The following is a 19,956-nucleotide window of genomic DNA, read 5'->3' on the forward strand; positions in this document are numbered from 1 at the left end:
TTTAATGCAAACAGTATTTTGACCTCAAAAATATAGAAATAATCTAAACCAACGGCAGCAAAAAATAAAAAGTACTCCCTTGATTCAGTGAGCTTTTTACGCCGATTTCACCATGTTGTTTTTCAATGAAATTCTTTGAAATGGCCAGTCCGAGTCCGGTACCGTTTTGATGTTCGCCCGGAACCTGAAAATAGCGGTCGAATATCTGGCGGTGATACTTTTCATCGATTCCTTTTCCGCTATCGGTAATGCTGAATTTTATTGATGTTTCGTATTTTTCAACCTGTACGGAAATGCTTTCATCCTGAAAAGAATGCTTTATGGCGTTGCTTAGGAAGTTATTCATCACCCAGACCGTTTTGTCAAAATCAGCGGCTACAAGATCCGAATCTTCAACTTCAAACTGGGTTTTAATGGAAATATTCTTCTGTTCCGCCAATTTTTCAACATTTTTAATAGCAGTCTGAACCATCTCTTTCGGAGAGCAATGTTCGATATTTAATCTGATGTTTCCTGTTTCAACCTGTGATAGATTCAAAAGTTCTCCGGTAATATCCAGAAGTCGCTGTCCGTCTTCATTAATCCCTTTCACAAGTTCTTTCTGCTGGTCATTAAGTTCACCGAATTTTTGATTTTCCAATAATTGTACACCCATTTTAATAGCCGAAATAGGTGTTTTGAGTTCATGGGAAATGGTAGCGATAAAATTGGTTTTGGCGAAATCAAGCTCCTTAAAAGGCGTGATATTTCTCAAAAGAATAACTCTTCCGATGTATTTTTTCTCCTTTTCTCCGGTTTTTACAATATTGATCGGAATAACATCCTGCTCAAAATAATTTTCTTTATGATCGGAAACGATTTTGATCGGATCTTTTTGAGGGTGATCCATATTTTTCAACAGTTCCCTGACCAGATCGTTGTTTACTGCCACTTCATGCACGGTTTTCCCGATAATTTCTTCTTTATTTAAATTCGTAATTTTTAAAGCTTCATCGTTAATCATGTAGATAAAATGGTTTTCATCCAGACCAATAACTGCATCGTGCATATTATTGACAAGAGTTTCGATGCGCTTTTTATCCATCAGCTGTTTAGAAAGCGTACTGCTTTCATATTCCTGAAGCTTTTCAGCCATAACGTTGAAGGATTGTGCCAGGTCATTAAATTCTTCACTTCCTTTAAAATGAACTCTTTCGTTGTAATTTTTATTCGCAATCTGCCGGATACTGAAAGTAAGCTGACTGATAGGCTCCGCAATCGTCTGTGGAAGATTAAAAAGCAACACAAAAGCAATCAGGAAACAGACGGTTCCTAGGCTGACGATCCAGAATGTTGCGTTTTCTGCAGTGATGATCGCTATATCACTTTTCCGCTCAATCCCTTTCATATTAAGGGTCATGATCTTAACAAGATCTTCACGGATTAGTTTCTGCTTTTCATTATCAGGATACTTCAGGTAGCTGTTGAAATGTAAGTTAAGGCTTTGGGTGGCTTCTTTTTCCCCGAATTCCGTGAGGTTTTTTTCCTGGAGCTGGTTGTTTTTCTTAAAAGTCTGTATAGCCACAGCGCTGTCGGTTCCGATTCTGTCCAGCGCCAGAAGCATATTCTTGGAAAATTCAATACTGTTGTAATTGGCATTAAGAATTTTTTCGGTATCTGATTTCAGCTTATTGATATAAACGGAACCCATGACTGAAAGCAGGACAATCAGTAAAAAGAGGAGACCGACACCTAAGGTAAGTTTTGTTTTTAGTTTCATCTATTTCAGGATAAAATAATAATATCGATCTGCCGTTCATTCAGACGGTTCATCAGGGTGTAGATCCAGCTGTACCCGAAAATCCTCTGCCATAATCTTGCGTGCGGTTTTCCCATGCATACTGTGGTGATATTATGCTCCACAACATATTCCAGAATGCCTTTGTGTAAACTGTTGTTTTTCATACGAATCACTTTGGCACCCAATTCCTGTGCTAAATTAAAATTATTAATTAAATAACGCTGTTTATCCAGTGCAATTTTTTCAAGGCTTTCTGATGGTCTCTGAATATAAAGAACCGTCCACGGACTGTTGTAATAACTTGCAAGTCTTGCTGTCTTCCGGATGATATTTTTGGCCACCTTTCCGTTGCTGCTGATGCAGGCGAGAAATTTTACAGGCTTAAAATTTTCAGTTCTGATTTCGGTTTCTACCTTTTTTTCGACATGGGTAGCAACTTCCTTTAATGCAAGCTCACGAAGCTGAAGGATATGCCCGCTCTGAAAGAAATTCTGTAAAGCTGTCTGGATTTTTTCTTTTTTATAAATTTTCCCTTCTTTCAGACGTGTCAAAAGCTCATCTGCCGTAAGGTCGATGTTCACCAATTCATCTGCAAGCCCTAGAATTTTGTCGGGAATACGTTCTGAAACTTCAATTCCGGTGATCTTTCTTATTTCTTCATTTAAACTTTCAATATGCTGGATATTCACAGCACTGATCACGTTGATGCCATTATCCAGAATTTCCAGCACATCCTGCCATCTTTTTTTATTCTTAGAACCTTCAATATTGGAATGCGCCAGCTCGTCTACAAGAATGACTTCGGGATGACTGTTAATGATGGACTGAAGATCCATTTCTTCCAGATTTTTACCTTTATAAAATGACGATCTTCTCGGAATTTCGGGAATACCTTCCACCAGCGCTTGGGTTTCTTCCCTTCCGTGGGTTTCTATGTATCCTATCTTTACATCAATTCCGTTTCGCAAGAGCGCATGCGCTTCCTGGAGCATCCGAAACGTTTTTCCTACACCCGCACTCATTCCGATGTAAATTTTAAATTTCCCTTTCCTGGATTTCTGAATAAGTTCTAAAAAATCTTTCGCTGACGACATGGGTTTTATTTTTTTTAATTTAAATTTTGTAATCATACATTTTCAAACCTAACCGATTTTTGAAACCTGGTAGGTTTAACTATTTCTTACAATAATTCATCTATTCCTTAAAACCAGGCAGAAAGACTTGACGTAATAAAAAAATCTCCTTTTTTAAATTCATCATTCTTTATGAAAATGGCATCTTTAGAACTGAAACTTCTTGCTTCCGTCCGGAAAACGACATTTTTAGAAATTGCATAATCGAGATTCAGAGAATAGCCGAAAGTCTGAAAACCGTTTGGTGTCTGGGTATTAATGATAACTCCGTTTTTATCACTGTAATATTCGATTCTGCCGGCTAGTGCCCATTGATTGTTTAATTGGTATTTCAATAAAATATTCGGGGAATACCACAGGTTATAACCTTCACTTCCTTTCTCTTTCTGCTCGGCCCCGACATCAAATCCCAATGTTGTTGAAAACTGATTGGTGAGCTGAAAATTTCCGTAAAGATCATGAAAATACCTCATCCTCTTCTCACTTTTGGCTTTATCATTTCCGATGAAAGAGTTGCTGCTCAGGGTAATTTTTTCATTCGGTTTGTAGGTAAGCTGATGGCCGAATGAAATCGTTTGGTTTCCTTCCGGTTTGGCAATACGCTGCCAGCCGTTCAGTACCAGTGCGCTAAGAAACCATTTTCCACTATCTGAAGTATAGGAGATCTTGGCTCCGGTTTCAAAATACGGTGAATTTTCAGCGGCAAGGCTTCTGGTAAGGTTGATATTGTCTTTCCCGATTGCGCTTTCCCATCCAATGTGAGATGGCATAATTCCGGCATCGATCCATAAATCTTGAGTTTTTGAAATTTTAACTCCGATATTGGCTTCATTGACGTATCGTAGTGCATCCTGTTCCGCAGCCATATTATCTTGGACATATGTTCCAGCCATCAATGCCAGATTTGCTCTGAAATTTTCGTCCTGATAAGAACCTTTTACTAAGCCCAGATTCAGATTCACTTCATTATGACGGTTGTAGGAGTATAAAAAATTCTGACGGATATGATTGGATGGCTCGTTAAAATCATAAGTATAGAATAATTCTGCATATGCAGAAAAATTGATTTTATTATTCGTCTTTACAGAATCTGCCGACTGTGCTTTTGGGAAAAATATTCCTAAAATAAAACTGGCAATAATATATTTTTTCATGGATTTATACAAAATTAGTGTAATTCGTTAAGTGCAATATTCAGTTTCAGAACATTTACTTTAGACGGTCCGAAAAGCGATTTTTCTGTTTGATTGTTAATAAGATTTTTAATTTTTTCAATTGAAATATTTCTTTCTTTGGCAATTTTTTTTGCCTGATAAAAAGCACCTTCGGGAGAAATGTCAGGATCCAGTCCGCTTCCGCTGGCAGTTACAAGCTCTACCGGAACTTTTACATCATGCATTTCCGGATTCTGCATTTTTAAGGTGTCAATTCTTTTCTGAACCATTTGCAGATACTCTTCATTGCTCGGGCCTTTATTGCTTCCGGCGCTTCCGGCCGCATTATAGTTTACCGCAGACGGGCGGCCGTGAAAATATTTCGGAGATTTAAATTCCTGCCCGATATTGGCGTAAAATTTCTGCCCTTTATAATGGATGATTTCCGCATTTCCCTGAGTCGGTAAAACTTTGGAACCTGCGTAAACGATGCCTAAATAAATTCCGACAATCACAAGCATGACAAGAGTCAGTCTTAATGCGGATATAATATGATTTTTCATTTTGATTTAAATTTTTGAATTAATTGTTTGAAGATGGAAGAGGGATGATGGAAGTTAAAACGGAATTGTATTCACTTCCAGCCTCCTGCTTCAGGCTTCCGGCCTAAAAGAAAAGGCTGATTCCTAAATCGATGAGCTTGATCCCTATAAATGGTGCAATAATTCCTCCCAGTCCATAGATTAAAAGATTTCTTCTTAATAAAGCACTTGCCCCAATCGGTTTATAAGCCACCCCTTTTAAAGCCAACGGAATAAGGATCGGAATGATGATCGCATTAAAAATAATGGCCGATAAAATCGCCGATTCAGGGCTGTGGAGGTTCATAACATTCAGCTTCTGAAGAGCCGGAATGAAAGTGATAAATAACGCAGGAATAATCGCAAAGTATTTGGCAACATCATTCGCAATACTGAAGGTTGTAAGCGTTCCTCTGGTCATCAATAATTGTTTTCCAATTTCCACAATTTCGATTAGTTTCGTGGGATCATTATCGAGATCTACCATATTACCGGCTTCTTTGGCTGCCTGTGTTCCACTGTTCATCGCAACACCTACGTCGGCCTGGGCAAGGGCGGGTGCGTCATTCGTTCCGTCTCCCATCATGGCGACCAGCTTTCCTTCCTGTTGTTCTTTTTTGATGTAGTTCATCTTATCTTCCGGTTTTGCCTCGGCAATAAAATCATCAACGCCGGCTTTTTCAGCAATAAACTTCGCGGTTAAAGGATTATCTCCTGTTACCATTACGGTTTTTACACCCATTTTTCTCAACCGTTGGAAACGTTCCTGAATTCCTGTTTTGATGATGTCCTGAAGTTCAATCACTCCCCATACTTTTTCATTGACTGAAACTACCAGAGGCGTTCCTCCGTTTTCAGAAATTTTGGTCACGGCTTCCTGAGTTTCCTGCGGGAAATTATTTCCTGCTTTTTCAGTGATCTTTTTAATGGTATCGTAAGCACCTTTACGGATTCTTGTGTTTTCAAAATCAATTCCTGACGTTCTTGTTTCTGCTGTGAAATCGATGTACACAGGATTCGGAACAAGGAGTTCTTCAGGCTTCAGCTGACTTAATTCAATGATCGATTTCCCTTCAGGCGTTTCATCAGCTACTGAGCTTAATGCAGAAGCTTTGATAAATTCATTCAACTCGATATTATTTGAAGGATGAAATTGTGTTGCCTTACGGTTACCGATAGTGATCGTTCCGGTTTTATCTAAAAGGAGAACATCAATATCTCCGGCAGTTTCCACGGCTTTTCCGCTTTTGGTGATGACGTTGGCTCTTAAGGCCCTGTCCATTCCCGCAATACCGATAGCAGACAGCAGACCGCCGATCGTTGTAGGAATCAGGCAAACGAAAAGTGAAATAAATGCCGCAATCGTGATCGGCGTCTGCGCATAATCTGCAAAAGGTTTCAGGGTAACGGTAACGATGATGAAGGTCAGCGTAAACCCGGCCAATAATATAGTGAGTGCGATTTCGTTCGGTGTTTTCTGTCTTGAAGCGCCTTCTACCAGGGCAATCATTTTGTCAAGAAAAGATTCTCCCGGTTTGGTGGTTACTTTTACTTTGATCCTGTCGGAAAGTACTTTTGTGCCACCTGTTACTGAACTTTTATCTCCTCCTGCCTCGCGGATTACAGGAGCACTTTCCCCGGTAATAGCCGATTCGTCGATGGTAGCAAGTCCTTCAATAATCTCTCCGTCCATCGGGATTTGGTCGCCGGATTCGCATAGGAAAATATCTCCCAGTTTCATCTCGGCTGATTTTTTAAGGACAGTTTCTACCTGGAATCCCTGTTTGTTATTCATGACCACTTTGGCAGGGGTTTCTTCACGGGTTTTTCTTAAAGTATCTGCCTGGGCTTTTCCCCTTGCTTCGGCAATGGCTTCAGCAAAGTTGGCAAACAGGACGGTGAAAAATAAGATGATAAACACTAAGAAATTATAACTGAAACTGCCTTGCGACCGATCACCGGTTAAGCTGAACAAGCTTACGATGAGCATCACCACTGTTCCTATTTCCACCAGGAACATGACAGGATTTTTTACCATGATTTTCGGATTCAGCTTAACGAAAGACTGTTGGATGGCTTCGTTAACCAGATCTTTCTGAAATAATGTCTGTGACTGATTTTTCATTGCTTTTGAATGATTTTATTTTTTATTTGAACCATTAAGATTTATTAAGGAGTTAAGTTTGAATTAAGAAAATATTCTTTGAATATTTTAAAGCTTAATGAGTTATGAACTTACTATTCTTATAAGATCTTAATGGTTGAATTAATTATTTAGAAAAATATTGTAACTGTTCTGCGATTGGTCCCAAAGTCAATGCCGGGAAGAAAGATAATGCTGCAATCAGCAAGATAACGGCTAAGGTCATGAATCCGAAGGTAGCGGTATCTGTTTTCAGGGTTCCGGCACTCTCAGGAATGTATTTCTTCTGAGCAAGGAGTCCTGCAATAGCAATAGGACCGATGATCGGGATGAATCTTGACAGGAGCAAAACGATTCCTGTAGAAATATTCCACCATGGCGTATTGTCGCCCAAGCCTTCAAATCCGGATCCGTTGTTTGCGGAAGAGGAAGTAAATTCATACAGCATTTCACTAAAGCCATGAAATCCCGGATTGTTCAGTGTTTTTGCTCCGAATTCCGGCAGATAGGCGGTTAAAGCTGTTCCCATTAAAATTAAAAACGGATGGAATAAAGCGACAATCATGGCAATTTTCATTTCTTTGGCTTCGATTTTCTTTCCTAAAAATTCCGGGGTTCTTCCTACCATCAGTCCGCTGATAAATACGGCAAGAATGATGAAAATAAAGTAGTTCAGAATCCCTACGCCGCAGCCTCCGTAGAAGCAATTGATCATCATGGCCAGCAGCTCATTCATTCCCGATAAAGGCATGGTGCTGTCGTGCATGGCATTGACGGAGCCTGTGGAAATGACCGTTGTCGCAATACTCCAGTAGGCCGAAGACGCACTTCCAAAACGGATTTCCTTACCTTCCATGGCCCCGAGATGAGGATCGGTTCCCATTTGGGTAATCAGAGGATTTCCGTTGGTTTCGTTTATAATGTTCGGAATGGTTAAGGCCAGAAAACCGATCGTCATTACGGTAAAAATAGTCCATGACAGTTTTCTTTTATTTAGATAAAAACCTAATGCAAAGACCAAAGCGAAAGGAATAATCATTTGTACAATCATTTCAGTCATATTGGTAAGGTAATTAGGATTCTCAAGTGGATGTGCGGAGTTGGCCCCGAAAAATCCACCACCGTTGGTTCCCAAATGTTTGATGGCGATAAATGCTGCCGCCGGACCTCTGGAAACCTCAGCTTTCTGACCTTCCAGCGTAGTGATATGGTCTTTTCCTTCGAAGGTCATCGGACTTCCGTTAGCAGAAAGAATGAACGCTACAACAATACTTAGCGGAATTAAAATCCGGATGACTGATCTTGTAAAAAAGTCATAGAAATTACCTAATTCTGTAGTCGTTTTGTCTTTAAAAGCTTTGAATAGAACAGCCATGGCAGCCATTCCTGTTGCTGCCGTTACAAACTGCAGGAACATTAAATATAACTGACTTAAATAACTGACCCCGGTTTCTCCGGAATAATGCTGAAGATTGCAGTTGACCAAAAAGGATATGGCGGTATTGAAAGAAAGATCGGGAGACATATCCGGGTTTCCGTCGGGATTCAGGGGAAGCCAGGACTGATTCAGCAAAATAAAAAATCCGATAACGAACCAAACTGCATTAATGGTGAGCATGGCAAACATATTCTGTTTCCAGGTCATCTGCTTATTTGGATTGATGCCTGAAATTTTATAGATCACATTTTCAACGGGCTGAAAGATTTTATCTAAGAAAGTTTTTTTATAGCCATAGACATCAGCAATATATTTTCCTAAAAAAATACCGATAACTAATGTAATGGCAAACATGACAATAATGCCTAAGATTTCTGTATTCATTGTTTCAGATTAAAATTTTTCAGGTTTCATTAAGACATAGCAAATGTACCCGAAGGCAAGGATGGAAAGGAAAAATAAACTCCACATAATTTATATTTTATCAAAAAATTCAACGGTACGGTACAAGATCCAGAAGAGGACCACACACAGGATGATTAAACTGATCAGCATCATAGCGCAACAATAAGGGTTAGAAGGGTGAATACTGCATACGAAACGATCAGCAGGCTCAGTGCCGAATGTTCTCGTTCTTTTACGATTTTTCTTGAATTTGACATTGTTTAGTATTTTATTCTTTATCCTTAATGCCAAAAGAAATTCCATTTAAGAAATAATCAATTCAAGTAACTGAAAGGTAGTGTGTTATTGTATTTAAAGCCAATGCCGAAAAAGAGGGAAACCTATCAAAATGATAGGCTCATTATTAAAATGATAAATTACGGCGCATAGATTTTTAGTGTAGTTATGGATATCTTTAGTTCAGTTATGAAGATCTTCAGTTCAGTTACAAGGATTTTAGTGTAGTTACAAAGGTTTTCGGTCTGATGTAAAAGAATTTTATGCTGGTTGGGATAAATCTATTTGTGAAGATCAAGATAAAACCGACTAAAGTCTGCTGGCTGATTTTTAAAATAAATAATGAAATGTAAAACCATGATTTTTAAGAACCATTGCTAATATGGATAAAACACGCAGAGTTCCTTTTCTATTGCTTACATTTGTATAGCATTCTGGTTTTTTAGAATGAAAATGATTTTATATGACAGATAAAGAATACAGCGAAACAATTTATAAAGATAAAAATTACGAATACTTTACAGTTCCCAATGACGAAAACAAGGTAAGGATTTACACCTTGAAAAACGGTTTAAAGGTTTTTCTTGCCCAGAATTTTGATGCTCCCAGAATCCAGACGTATATTCCGGTAAGAACGGGTAGCAATAATGATCCTTCTGACAATACAGGCCTTGCTCATTATCTTGAACACATGATGTTTAAAGGAACTTCAAAGCTCGGTACCTGGAATTGGGAAAAAGAAAGCGTGTTACTGGATAAAATCTCGGATTTGTACGAAGAACACAAAGCGGAACCTGATCCGGAGAAAAAGAAAGTTATTTACCGGAAAATAGATGAGCTTTCTCAGGAAGCAAGTCGGTATGCTATTGCTAATGAGTACGACAAAGCTATTTCTTCATTAGGAGCAACGGGTACCAATGCCCACACATGGTTTGATGAAACGGTGTACAAAAACAATATTCCGAATAATGAGCTGGAGAAATGGCTTAAAATTGAAAAGGAAAGATTTTCAGAGTTGGTTTTACGACTTTTCCATACAGAGCTGGAGTCGGTGTATGAAGAATTCAACAGGGCGCAGGATAATGATTCCAGGCTGGTTCAGTATGAATTGATGGATGCTCTTTTCCCGACACACCCCAACGGTCAGCAAACCACTTTAGGAAAGGCGGAGCATCTTAGAAATCCTTCCATGAAAACGATTCATACTTATTTTGATGAATATTACGTACCCAATAATTATGCAATAGTAATGGTCGGTGATCTTGATTTTGATAAAACGATCCGGCTTATTGATCAGTATTTTGGAACAATTCCTTACAAAGAGCTGCCGAAAAAGACTCCTGTTATTGAGCAACCCATTACGGGAATTATTGAAAGAACCGTCAAAAGTCCGACGACTCCAAGAGTTCAGCTGGCCTGGAGAACGGAAAGCTACGGAACCAATGAGGTTATGCTTGCTGATATCGTAGCCAATATTTTAAGCAACAGGGGAGAAGCGGGGTTATTGGATTTAAATATCAATCAGACTCAGAAATTGCTTTGGGCGCAGGCTTATTCCATAGGTTTAAAACAATATGGCTATTTTTCTATTGTTGCCGTTCCGAAGGAAACACAGACCTTAGAGGAAGCAAAAAATCTCGTGTTGCAGCAGCTTGAGCTGGTAAAGAAAGGAGAATTTCCTGACTGGATGCTGACAGCAATCATTAATGATTTTAAAGTTCAGAGAATGAAAGCCCTGGAAACGGCTGATGGGTTGGCCACCAACCTTTACGAAGCTTACATCAAAGACAGAACCTGGGAGCAGGAGCTAAACGAAATGGATGAATATGCGAAATTTACAAAGGAAGATGTTGTGAATTTTGCCAACGAATTTTTTAAAGAAAACTATGTGATCATTAATAAAGAAAAAGGAATTAATGATAAACTGATTCGTGTTGAAAATCCAGGAATTACGCCGGTGAAGATTAACCGTGAGGCACAATCTGAATTTCTACGGGAGATTTTGGCGGAAAAGACAGCAGATATTCAGCCGGAATTTATTGATTATGACAAAGAAATTCTTACGGATGTCATTAAAGATAAAAAACTGAGTTTCGTAAAAAACAGATACAATGATATTGCTCAGGTACATTTTATTTTTCCTTTCGGAAGCGACCATGACCGTGATCTCGGGATGTCTACGCAGGTTCTTCAATATTTGGGAACTGAAAAATTTTCGCCGGATGATCTTAAAAAAGAGTTTTTTAAAATCGGAATTACGAATGATTTTAAAACAACAAACGATCAGCTTACGATCTCACTGAACGGTCTTGAAGAAAACATCAGGAAAGGTATCGAACTTTTGCAGCACTGGATGAAGGAAGTGAAACCTGATCAGGATATCTACAACCAGTTTGTGGAAACAGTGCTTGAAAACCGTGCGGCAGTAAAGAAAGACAGGGCCCGCATTATGACGGCCTTAACGAATTATACAAAGCTGGGTGAGTTTTCCAGATACACGGATATTATATCAAAAGAAGAGCTTGAAAGCAGTGATGTTGAGATTTTCACGGAAAGAATAAAGAAATTGTTCAGTTTTCCGTACCAGATATTCTTTTATGGAAGGGATCTTGAAGCTTTTAAAGGCTATATCGGGAAATATATTGAAACCGAAAGTATGATTATTCCTGAACCTAAAAATTACCCTGAACCGGAAACCAGCGGAAACGTTTATTTCACAAGTTATGACATGGTTCAGATGGAAATGAGCAGAGTAGGAAGGGGACAAATGGTAAATACTGAAAATTTCGGGAAGATTAATGTGTTCAACGAATATTTCGGAAGAGGGTTGTCATCGATTGTTTTCCAGGAAATCCGCGAGAGTAAGAGTCTTGCTTATTCTGCGTACGTTTCTTATGCAGCCAATTCGGAATTGAATCATCCTGATTATATCACCACTTATATCGGTACGCAGCCGGATAAATTACAGATTGCAGTAGATACAATGACTGAATTGATGGCTGATCTTCCTGAAGTTCCGGCACAGTTTGAAAACGCGAGAAATGCAGCTTTAAAGCAGATTGCTTCTACAAGAATTACCAGAACGAATATTTTCTTTAATACCTTAAGGCTTAAAAAACTGAATATTCATTATGATTTCAGGAAAGATATTTATCAGCAGATCGAAAGCCTGAAGTTTGAGGATCTGAAAGACTTTTATAACAATTATATCAAATCAGTTCATTTTAATACAGCCATTATCGGTAAAAAAGAAAATCTCAATATGGATGCTGTGAATCAGATGGGGAATTTTAAAGAAGTAAGTTTGAAAGATATTTTCGGACATTAATTTAAATGATATTAAATGCTTCGCCAGGTTCAGCACGACACCGCTACAATTGATTTTTAAATAAAATTTAAACACATAGTATCAGAAATGTCATGTTGAGCTTGTAGAAGCATCTCCAAAAATAAACCCCGAAAGAAGAACTTTCGGGGTTTATTATTGTTTTGGTTAAAACTATTTTACAATTTTCATTTCATTAATAAGCCATTTCGAATCGGCAAATTTATCAATGATAAAAAGGATATATTTAGTATCCACCATAATATTTCTGCTGAAACGCGGATCATAATTAATATCACTCATGGTCCCTTCCCACTGTCTGTCGAAGTTTAATCCGACAAGATTTCCGTTAGCGTCCAGAGCAGGACTTCCTGAGTTTCCCCCTGTCGTATGGTTGGTAGCTGTAAATCCTACCGGAACGTCACCTGTTTTGTCCTTATATTGTCCGAAATCTTTTTTACTGTAAAGGTCGATCAGTTTTTTAGGAACATCAAATTCATAATCTCCCGGAACATATTTTTCCATTACCCCGGCAAGATGCGTCTGATAATTGTAGGAAACGGCATCTCTTGGTGAAGAGCCTTTCACTTTTCCGTACGTAACGCGCATTGTCGAGTTGGCATCCGGGAAGAATTTTCTGTCTTTATCCGCAGCCATTTGTTGAGCCATGTAAGTTTTTTGCAAGGCATCAATTTTCGTTTGCAGAGAAGTAAACTGAGGATCAGCTTTCGTCATATAAGCATCCCTCATAGCCGTATAGATCTGAAAAACAGGATCCTTTTTCAGGGTCTTAATTAATTTATCCTGATTAGAAAATGCTTTTTCAATGTCTTTGCTTAAAAAAGCACCGTTCACATCACTTCTTCCCGTAATGATCGAATTTTTAGAGGCATCCTCAATCGTCTGGATGTTTTGAGCTTCATTTTTGTACTTTTCAAATCCTGCAGGCAGGAATTGAGCGTCTGTTTTATTGGCGTACAATGCCAGTAATTTGGCTGTTACTTTTGCATCAAGTTCTGCATTGTAATCTTTGTAGAAAGAAGTCAGTCTGTTTTTTAATGCTGCTGTACTTTTTTCATCCATTCTTCCAGCTTCTACCGAGGTGATAAAATTGTAATAAAGACTGGCTAGCATCAGTGTTTCTGCATTTCTGATCGTTTCAGAATAATAGGCATTATTTAAGGCATACGGAGCCTGATCGTTGTAAAGCTTGTTTAATTGATCTAATGTCGTTTTGATCTCGTGATTTTTAGCAACAAGAGAACCTTCGTACATTACTTTTTTCTCTACAGCATTCGATTTTTTCAGTCCTTCGACTTCGCCGATCCATTTTTTCCAGTAATTGGCTACTGAAGCATATTTAGAAGCATACTGAATACGCGTGGCATCATCGGTACGCATTTTTTCATCCAGCGTTTTCAGTGCAACATCTCTCACTGCGATTCTTGCAGGATCAATCTCTTTCATGATTTTTTCAACTGCAATGGCAGGAAGATATTCCGTAGTTCTACCCGGAAATCCGAAAACGAAGGTGAAATCATTTTCATTTTTATCCTTAATGGAAACCGGAAGGTAATGTTTCGGAACGTAAGGAACGTTGTCTTTGGAATATTCTGCCGGTTTGTTGTTTTTATCAGCATAGATCCTGAACATAGAGAAATCTCCGGTGTGTCTTGGCCAGACCCAGTTGTCGGTGTCGGAACCAAATTTTCCGATACTTTGTGGTGGTGCACCTACCAGTCGGATGTCTTTGTAAGTTTCAATAGTATAGGCGTAGAATTTATTTCCGTAATACATTGGCTTTACGGAAATCGACTGATACGGCTCAGTTTTCTGTGAGTTTTTATAAATCTCAATGTTTTTGGCAATCTGTTTGGAAAGCTCAGAATCTGTAAGATTATCCGTTCCCTGAAGAATCTGATTGGTCACTTCTTTAATGTCAACAATAAAATCAACAGTCACACCCGGATTCGGAAGTTCACCTTCGGTATTTTTGGCCCAGAATCCATTAGACAAAAGGTCATTCTGAACGGTTGAATGTGCCTGAATTTGCCCGTAACCACAGTGATGATTGGTCAGCAAAAGACCTTTGGGAGAAATGATTTCCGCAGTACATCCGCCGTTGAACTGTACTACCGCATCTTTTATGCTTGCTTTCTGAGGATTGAAGATGTCTTTGGCAGAGATTTTCATTCCCAGATCTTTCATTTCCTTTTCATTCAGCTCTGTCGGTATCCACATTCCTCCGTATTGCTGTGCAAATGTCATTACAGCCGGCAAAAGAAATACGGATAAGAGTATCTTTTTTGTCATAATCAAAATTTTGCTCCAATTTACGAAGAAATTGTGAGTTTGACATTTTGGGAGATATGGTTATTTTAATTATTGAAAATGAATTTATTATGTTTTTATTTGTCAAATTTAAAAACACATTATTCAAACATGATTAGTGAAATAATTTAACCTTATATTAAAAAAAAATTAAATTAGTTTTTTGTCAAAACTGATAGGCAATAATACGCTCATCCTCCATCAGGCTTTTCATCAAAGCTTCATGATTGATATTTTTTCCTGTGATGATCCAGGAAGTAGCGAGGTTTCCCTGTGTATATTGCTGTTTTGAAATTGCAAACTTCAGATGGTGTGCTCTGAAAAGTTCCTCACAATAAGGAACATCGTGATAATTAACGACAGCAATTTTATATTCCCTGATTTTGTGTTCTCGGTCGATAAGCTTTTCAAATTGATTTAAAGAACTTAATATCAACAATACCAAAACGGTACCCATGAAAGCAAGGTAAACATATCCGGAACCGACTGCCATTCCGATTGAGGCTGTTGCCCATATGGTGGTTGCGGTAGTGATTCCGTCTATTTTATTATCCCCTTTAAAAATAACGCCGGCTCCCAGAAAACCGATTCCTGTGATGATATTGGCAGCAATGCGGTCGGGATCATCTACCCCGATTTTTATGGACAGAATCGTGAAAAGACTGGAACCGAAGCATATCAGGATGAAGGTTCGTAAACCAGCCGATTTGTTTCGGTATTCGCGTTCCGCACCGATCAGTAATCCAAGGATAACCGAAATGAAAATCAGCAATAATTCATTTTGAATAGAGTGATCTTTTAGAAATTCCATTTTTTTATACTTTAGGCACAATAAAGTTACAATAAAAAAGAAATGATAATTATGATCTCGGTTATAGTCATAAAAAAAGACTGCCCGGAAGACAGTCTTACTTATTTATTTGTAATTTAATTAGTTTTTGATGATTTTCTGAGTGAAGGTTTTATCTTTTGTAAATAATTTGATGATGTAATTTCCTTTTGGAAGCTCAGAAACATTGATTGAATTTCCTTTTACCGAAGCTGAGATTAAAATTCTTCCCGCTGCATCGTAAATTTCTGCTTTTACAATTTCATTTTTCGACTGAATATTTAAAACATCTTTTACAGGGTTCGGATAAATTGAAACAGTATTGTTTTCTTTGTTGATTTCCGAAGCAGCCAAGGTGTTTTGAACAGTTGTCGTAAAGTTGTTGGTAATAATCGGAGCATTATAATCAAAGTAGATTCCCGCTTTGTTGCTGAAGCTGTCGCCGATATTCAGTGTAGATTTTGTTTTAATTTTAAATGAAACATATCCGTCATTATTGGCATCATCAAAAGGAAGCTGGATGTTTTCAAAAATAAATTCTACTGTATTTCCTGTAATTCTTGTGATGAAATTATGGCTTCCGTTCATGGCAACCAGGCTGGATATATCGTATTTCAAAATATCTATATCATCTTTCACGACAATATTCTGTGCATTTGCCGTTCCTGTATTTTCAAAACGGATCAGGTAATGAACATAATCTCCCACTTTTGCCTGGGTAATTGTTGTTCCCTCTAAACATGTTTTATCATTCGGGTCAAAAGAGTTTACGACAGTTTGGTTTAAAGTAAATGTATTATCCAAAGGAGTTTCGTCTGTTCCGGCATTTACCTGAGCTGTATAATGAAGGATGTCTCCTGCAGTTAATGGTGGTGTCTGGGTAGGTGTATTCAAGGTGAACGATACCGTTATCTCCTTTAGTTCCAAAGGGGCAAGATTCGTGAAATTCCAGTTCAGAACTCCTGTTGACTGAGATGCAGGAATCACTGATGCGGTAAGATAGTTCATCAAATTATCATTATAATTAAATGATAAACTTCCAGACTGTGTGGTTGTTCCTTTATTTTTGTAAATGATCTTGTATCTTGCATCAAAACCAGGTCTTGCTGCAGTAATTGGGATAATGACAACTTCCAGATCATTGTGCGCTCCGTTTGCAGACAGGCAAAAGTTTTGGGTAAGAGGGCTTGTCTGTGCAGGAAAACTTGCAGTTACACTTGTAGGCGAAACCGTGAAGTATGTCGGATTTTCCAGTACAGGTGTAATGACATGATTACCAGCCTGAACAGGAATTGAGTAATTTCCTGAAGCGTTCGTTATAATATTACCGGAATTAGCGGAATTTGTTATTAAGAATTTTTGAAATGCTTTTGCAGGATCATTAGCGTCACAACCATTGTTATTGATATCATACTTTGTGTTTCCCTGAATCGTGTAAAAATTTCCTCCGGGAGTGAAGGAGCAGTATGCGTTTATTACAACATTAGGTTGATTGTACCAGTTTATCAGCGCACCGATCATTGCCTTTTCAAAATCATCAGCACAGATATAGCTTAAGCTTGGTGTATTTGAAAACATCGGAGTAGCTCCTTGTGCATAATTATCTTTTCCGTTCTTAATATTAAAGCTGATAAGATTAGGATTGTTGGAAAAATCGAAATTGTTTAGTCCTGTCAGCTGTCCGGCGTCAATTGTAGTAAAAAGATTATTTTTAAGATACAGATTACTCAGGTTAGGAGCTTCCTCAAAAGCAACAGTTGTAAGCTTATTATTTGCTGCTTGGATGTTTAATAAACTATTATTGTTGTTTAAAATTATTGTTGTTAATAAATTATTGTTGCATTCTAAGGTTACCAAATTTGGGAGTCCGGAAATATCGATTGATTCCAGTTGATTATTTACGATATCCAAAGTATGTATACTGTTTAAATTACTGACAGAGAGATATGTAAGACTATTGTTACGCACGCTTAAAGACTGGAGATAAGATAATCCTGTAATTTGCAGATTGGTTAAAGCATTAGAAGAAGCATTTAAAAGTACAAGATTAGTAAACTCATTAATTCCTGTAAGATCGGTGATCATGTTGCCTGGCTGCCCGGAAACATTTAATCTGGACACATTCAACGCTTCTGAAACCTGAATTTCAAGATCTCCGTTGGTGTCAATTACCATATTTTGGTTACTGCTGTTCGTTGCGATGCCGTTGCTTGTATTTGCTGACATAAGTTTTGCCTTAAAATTTGCATCAGGAATATTCACAATCTGTGCCTGAAACGCAGCAAACATAATCAGAGAGATGATCAGGTAAATTTTTCTCATGGTTATTATAATTATCAATTTTAAATTTCGGGCAAAAATAAACCATTAAGAAAGAATCTCAATGGCTTATTATGTTAAATATTTTAGAATATCATTGCTTTTCTATCAAATCCAAAAACTGCTGTTCATCAAGGATACCGATTGTTCCGATATCCTGAGCCTTTTTCAGTTTGCTACCCGCTTTTTCACCGACCACCAGATAATTTAGGTTCTTGGAAACTGCGGAAATATTTTTACCGCCGTGCTTTTCTACCATTTCCTCCGCTGCTTCTCTCGTAAACAACGATAGTTTTCCGGTGAAAAGAAAGGTTTTTCCTTCTAAAACGTTCGATAGAACTTCATTGGTACTTTCGCCTTTTTCCAACTGAACACCATAAGATTTTAATCGTTCCAGCATCAGAACATTTTCAGGATTGGCGAAAAAATCCACGATGCTGACGGCAATTTTAGTTCCGATATCTTCTACCTGGCAAAGCTCTTCTACCGTAGCGCGTTTAAGTTCTTCTATGGTTGGAAAATTTTTGACTAATTTCTTGGCAACCGTTTCTCCCACGTGCTTTATACCAATTCCATACAATACTTTTTCAAATGGAATTTCTTTTGACTTTTCAATTCCGGAGATGATATTCTGGGCAGATTTTTCCGCCATTCTTTCCAAAGGAAGAAGTTGCTCTTTGGTTAAAGTATAAAAATCGGCAGGGTTTTCAATCAGTCGTTCCCTGTAAAGCTGTTCGATGGTTTCGCTTCCCAGATTTTCAATATTTAACGCCTTTCTGGATACATAATGAATCATTCTTCCGACAACCTGTGGCGGACAGTGCAAATCATTAGGGCAAAAATGTATCGCCTGATCTTCGATTTTCACAAGCTCGGTTCCGCATTCAGGACAGTGTTTGATATATTCTATTTCTTTGCTTTCGGAAGTTCTTTTTTCTGTATTTACGCCAACGATTTTAGGAATAATTTCGCCACCTTTTTCTACATACACAAAATCATGTTCGTGAAGATCAAGCTTTTTAATAATATCTTCATTATGCAAAGAAGCTCTTTTAACAATAGTTCCGGCCAATAAAACAGGTTTTAAATTCGCCACCGGAGTGATTGCTCCCGTTCTTCCCACCTGATAAGAAACACTCTGTAACTCAGTTTCCACTTTTTCGGCTTTAAATTTATAAGCCATTGCCCATCGCGGAGATTTTGCGGTGTATCCAAGCTGTCGCTGCTGTTTTAATGAATTGACCTTCAATACGATGCCGTCAATCTCAAAAGGAAGATTGTGTCTTTCGATATCCCAATAGTTAATAAATTCTTTTACCTCATCCAACGTCGTACACAATTTGGCCTGCTGTGATGTTTTGAAACCCCAGGATTTTGCTTTTTCCAGAAGCTCCCAATGCGATTCAGCAGGGATTTCTTCTGAAATAAACTGGTACAGAACCGATGAAAGTCCGCGCTTTCTTACTTCGCCGCTGTCCTGCATTTTCAGGCTTCCGCTTGCTGTATTTCTTGGATTCATAAACGGATCGAGGCCATCTTCTTCACGCTGTTTATTGATTTTATCGAAATTTTTCCGGGTTAAATAAATCTCGCCGCGCATAAAAAAATGTTCAGGAAAATCGCCTTTCAGCTTTAAAGGAATATCGGAAATGGTACGTACATTAGATGTGATTTCATCTCCCTGAAAACCATCGCCCCGTGTTACTGCCTGAGCAAGTTTTCCTTTTTCATACAGAATGGAGATAGAAGCACCGTCATATTTTAATTCAGCCACAAACTCTACAGGATCATCGATAGTTTTAATAATTCTTTTTTCCCAGTCTTCAAGATCGTCAAAATCATAAGAATTGTCCAGAGAGTACATTCTGAATTTATGCTGAACACTAGGGAAGACCTTTGTAATTCCGCCACCCACTCTCATCGTAGGAGAGTTTTCATCGTAGAATTCGGGATATTTGGCTTCCAGATCCTGAAGTTCTTCCAGCAGCATATCAAAGTCATAATCTGAAATTGTAGGGGTATCAAGAAGATAATAATTTTCATTATGCTGATGAAGTTCTTTACGGAGATCTTCGATTTTCTGTTGAATGTTTTCGGACATCGGGTTTCTATCTTTTTAGCAAAAATAATTAAATACAATTTAAAAAATAAGAGAATTAAATATTCCGGGAAAATTAAAAAGACGTAACATATTTCAATGGACTGACTATCTATCAGATAAATTAAGTGTTTAAGATTATTT

11 protein-coding genes are annotated in these 19,956 nt (G+C 38.1%); 1 reads left to right on the forward strand and 10 read right to left on the reverse strand.

Going from position 1 to position 19,956, the window contains the following annotated elements; translation table 11 throughout:
• Positions 1-43 precede the first annotated feature (43 nt).
• The 6 genes from ACWNCI_RS00185 to kdpA all read right to left on the reverse strand — a co-directional run bounded on the left by ACWNCI_RS00185 (position 44) and on the right by kdpA (position 8,613).
• Positions 44-1,759 carry an ATP-binding protein gene (locus ACWNCI_RS00185; protein WP_346986249.1) on the reverse strand — a complete coding sequence of 572 codons (1,716 nt, stop codon included), beginning with the start codon at positions 1,757-1,759 and terminating at the stop codon, positions 44-46.
• A gap of 5 nt (positions 1,760-1,764) precedes the next feature.
• Positions 1,765-2,874, reverse strand: coding sequence for a sensor protein KdpD (locus tag ACWNCI_RS00190; protein WP_449386685.1), 1,110 nt, complete (start codon positions 2,872-2,874; stop codon positions 1,765-1,767).
• Between the two features lie 107 nt (positions 2,875-2,981).
• Complete coding sequence (locus ACWNCI_RS00195; protein WP_449386686.1) at positions 2,982-4,067, reverse strand: porin; 1,086 nt, start codon at positions 4,065-4,067, stop codon at positions 2,982-2,984.
• Positions 4,068-4,081: 14 nt separating this feature from the next.
• Positions 4,082-4,630, reverse strand: coding sequence for a K(+)-transporting ATPase subunit C (kdpC, locus tag ACWNCI_RS00200; RefSeq protein WP_449386687.1), 549 nt, complete (start codon positions 4,628-4,630; stop codon positions 4,082-4,084).
• Positions 4,631-4,733: 103 nt separating this feature from the next.
• Positions 4,734-6,773, reverse strand: a complete 2,040-nt coding sequence (gene kdpB, locus ACWNCI_RS00205) for a potassium-transporting ATPase subunit KdpB (protein WP_449386688.1) — start codon at positions 6,771-6,773, stop codon at positions 4,734-4,736.
• Positions 6,774-6,918: 145 nt separating this feature from the next.
• On the reverse strand, positions 6,919-8,613 hold the full coding sequence (gene kdpA, locus ACWNCI_RS00210; protein ID WP_449386689.1) for a potassium-transporting ATPase subunit KdpA: 1,695 nt from the start codon (positions 8,611-8,613) through the stop codon (positions 6,919-6,921).
• A gap of 760 nt (positions 8,614-9,373) precedes the next feature.
• On the opposite strand from kdpA, the gene ACWNCI_RS00215 reads away from it, so the two are divergent.
• Complete coding sequence (locus ACWNCI_RS00215) at positions 9,374-12,238, forward strand: M16 family metallopeptidase (RefSeq protein WP_449386690.1); 2,865 nt, start codon at positions 9,374-9,376, stop codon at positions 12,236-12,238.
• Positions 12,239-12,409: 171 nt separating this feature from the next.
• Here the strand turns inward: ACWNCI_RS00215 and ACWNCI_RS00220 are convergent, their stop codons facing one another.
• The 4 genes from ACWNCI_RS00220 to ligA all read right to left on the reverse strand — a co-directional run bounded on the left by ACWNCI_RS00220 (position 12,410) and on the right by ligA (position 19,815).
• Entirely contained in the window at positions 12,410-14,548 is a 2,139-nt protein-coding gene (locus ACWNCI_RS00220) for a S46 family peptidase (protein WP_449386691.1), read from the reverse strand.
• A 184-nt stretch (positions 14,549-14,732) separates the two neighbouring features.
• On the reverse strand, positions 14,733-15,377 hold the full coding sequence (locus ACWNCI_RS00225; RefSeq protein ID WP_449386692.1) for an MgtC/SapB family protein: 645 nt from the start codon (positions 15,375-15,377) through the stop codon (positions 14,733-14,735).
• 120 nt (positions 15,378-15,497) lie between these two features.
• Complete coding sequence (locus ACWNCI_RS00230; RefSeq protein WP_449386693.1) at positions 15,498-17,717, reverse strand: DUF7619 domain-containing protein; 2,220 nt, start codon at positions 17,715-17,717, stop codon at positions 15,498-15,500.
• A 91-nt stretch (positions 17,718-17,808) separates the two neighbouring features.
• Positions 17,809-19,815: an NAD-dependent DNA ligase LigA gene (ligA, locus tag ACWNCI_RS00235; protein ID WP_449386694.1), complete on the reverse strand. Its 2,007-nt coding sequence runs from the start codon at positions 19,813-19,815 to the stop codon at positions 17,809-17,811.
• Between the last annotated feature and the right edge of the window lie 141 nt (positions 19,816-19,956).

The sequence above is a fragment of the Chryseobacterium lineare genome (genome assembly GCF_977014045.1).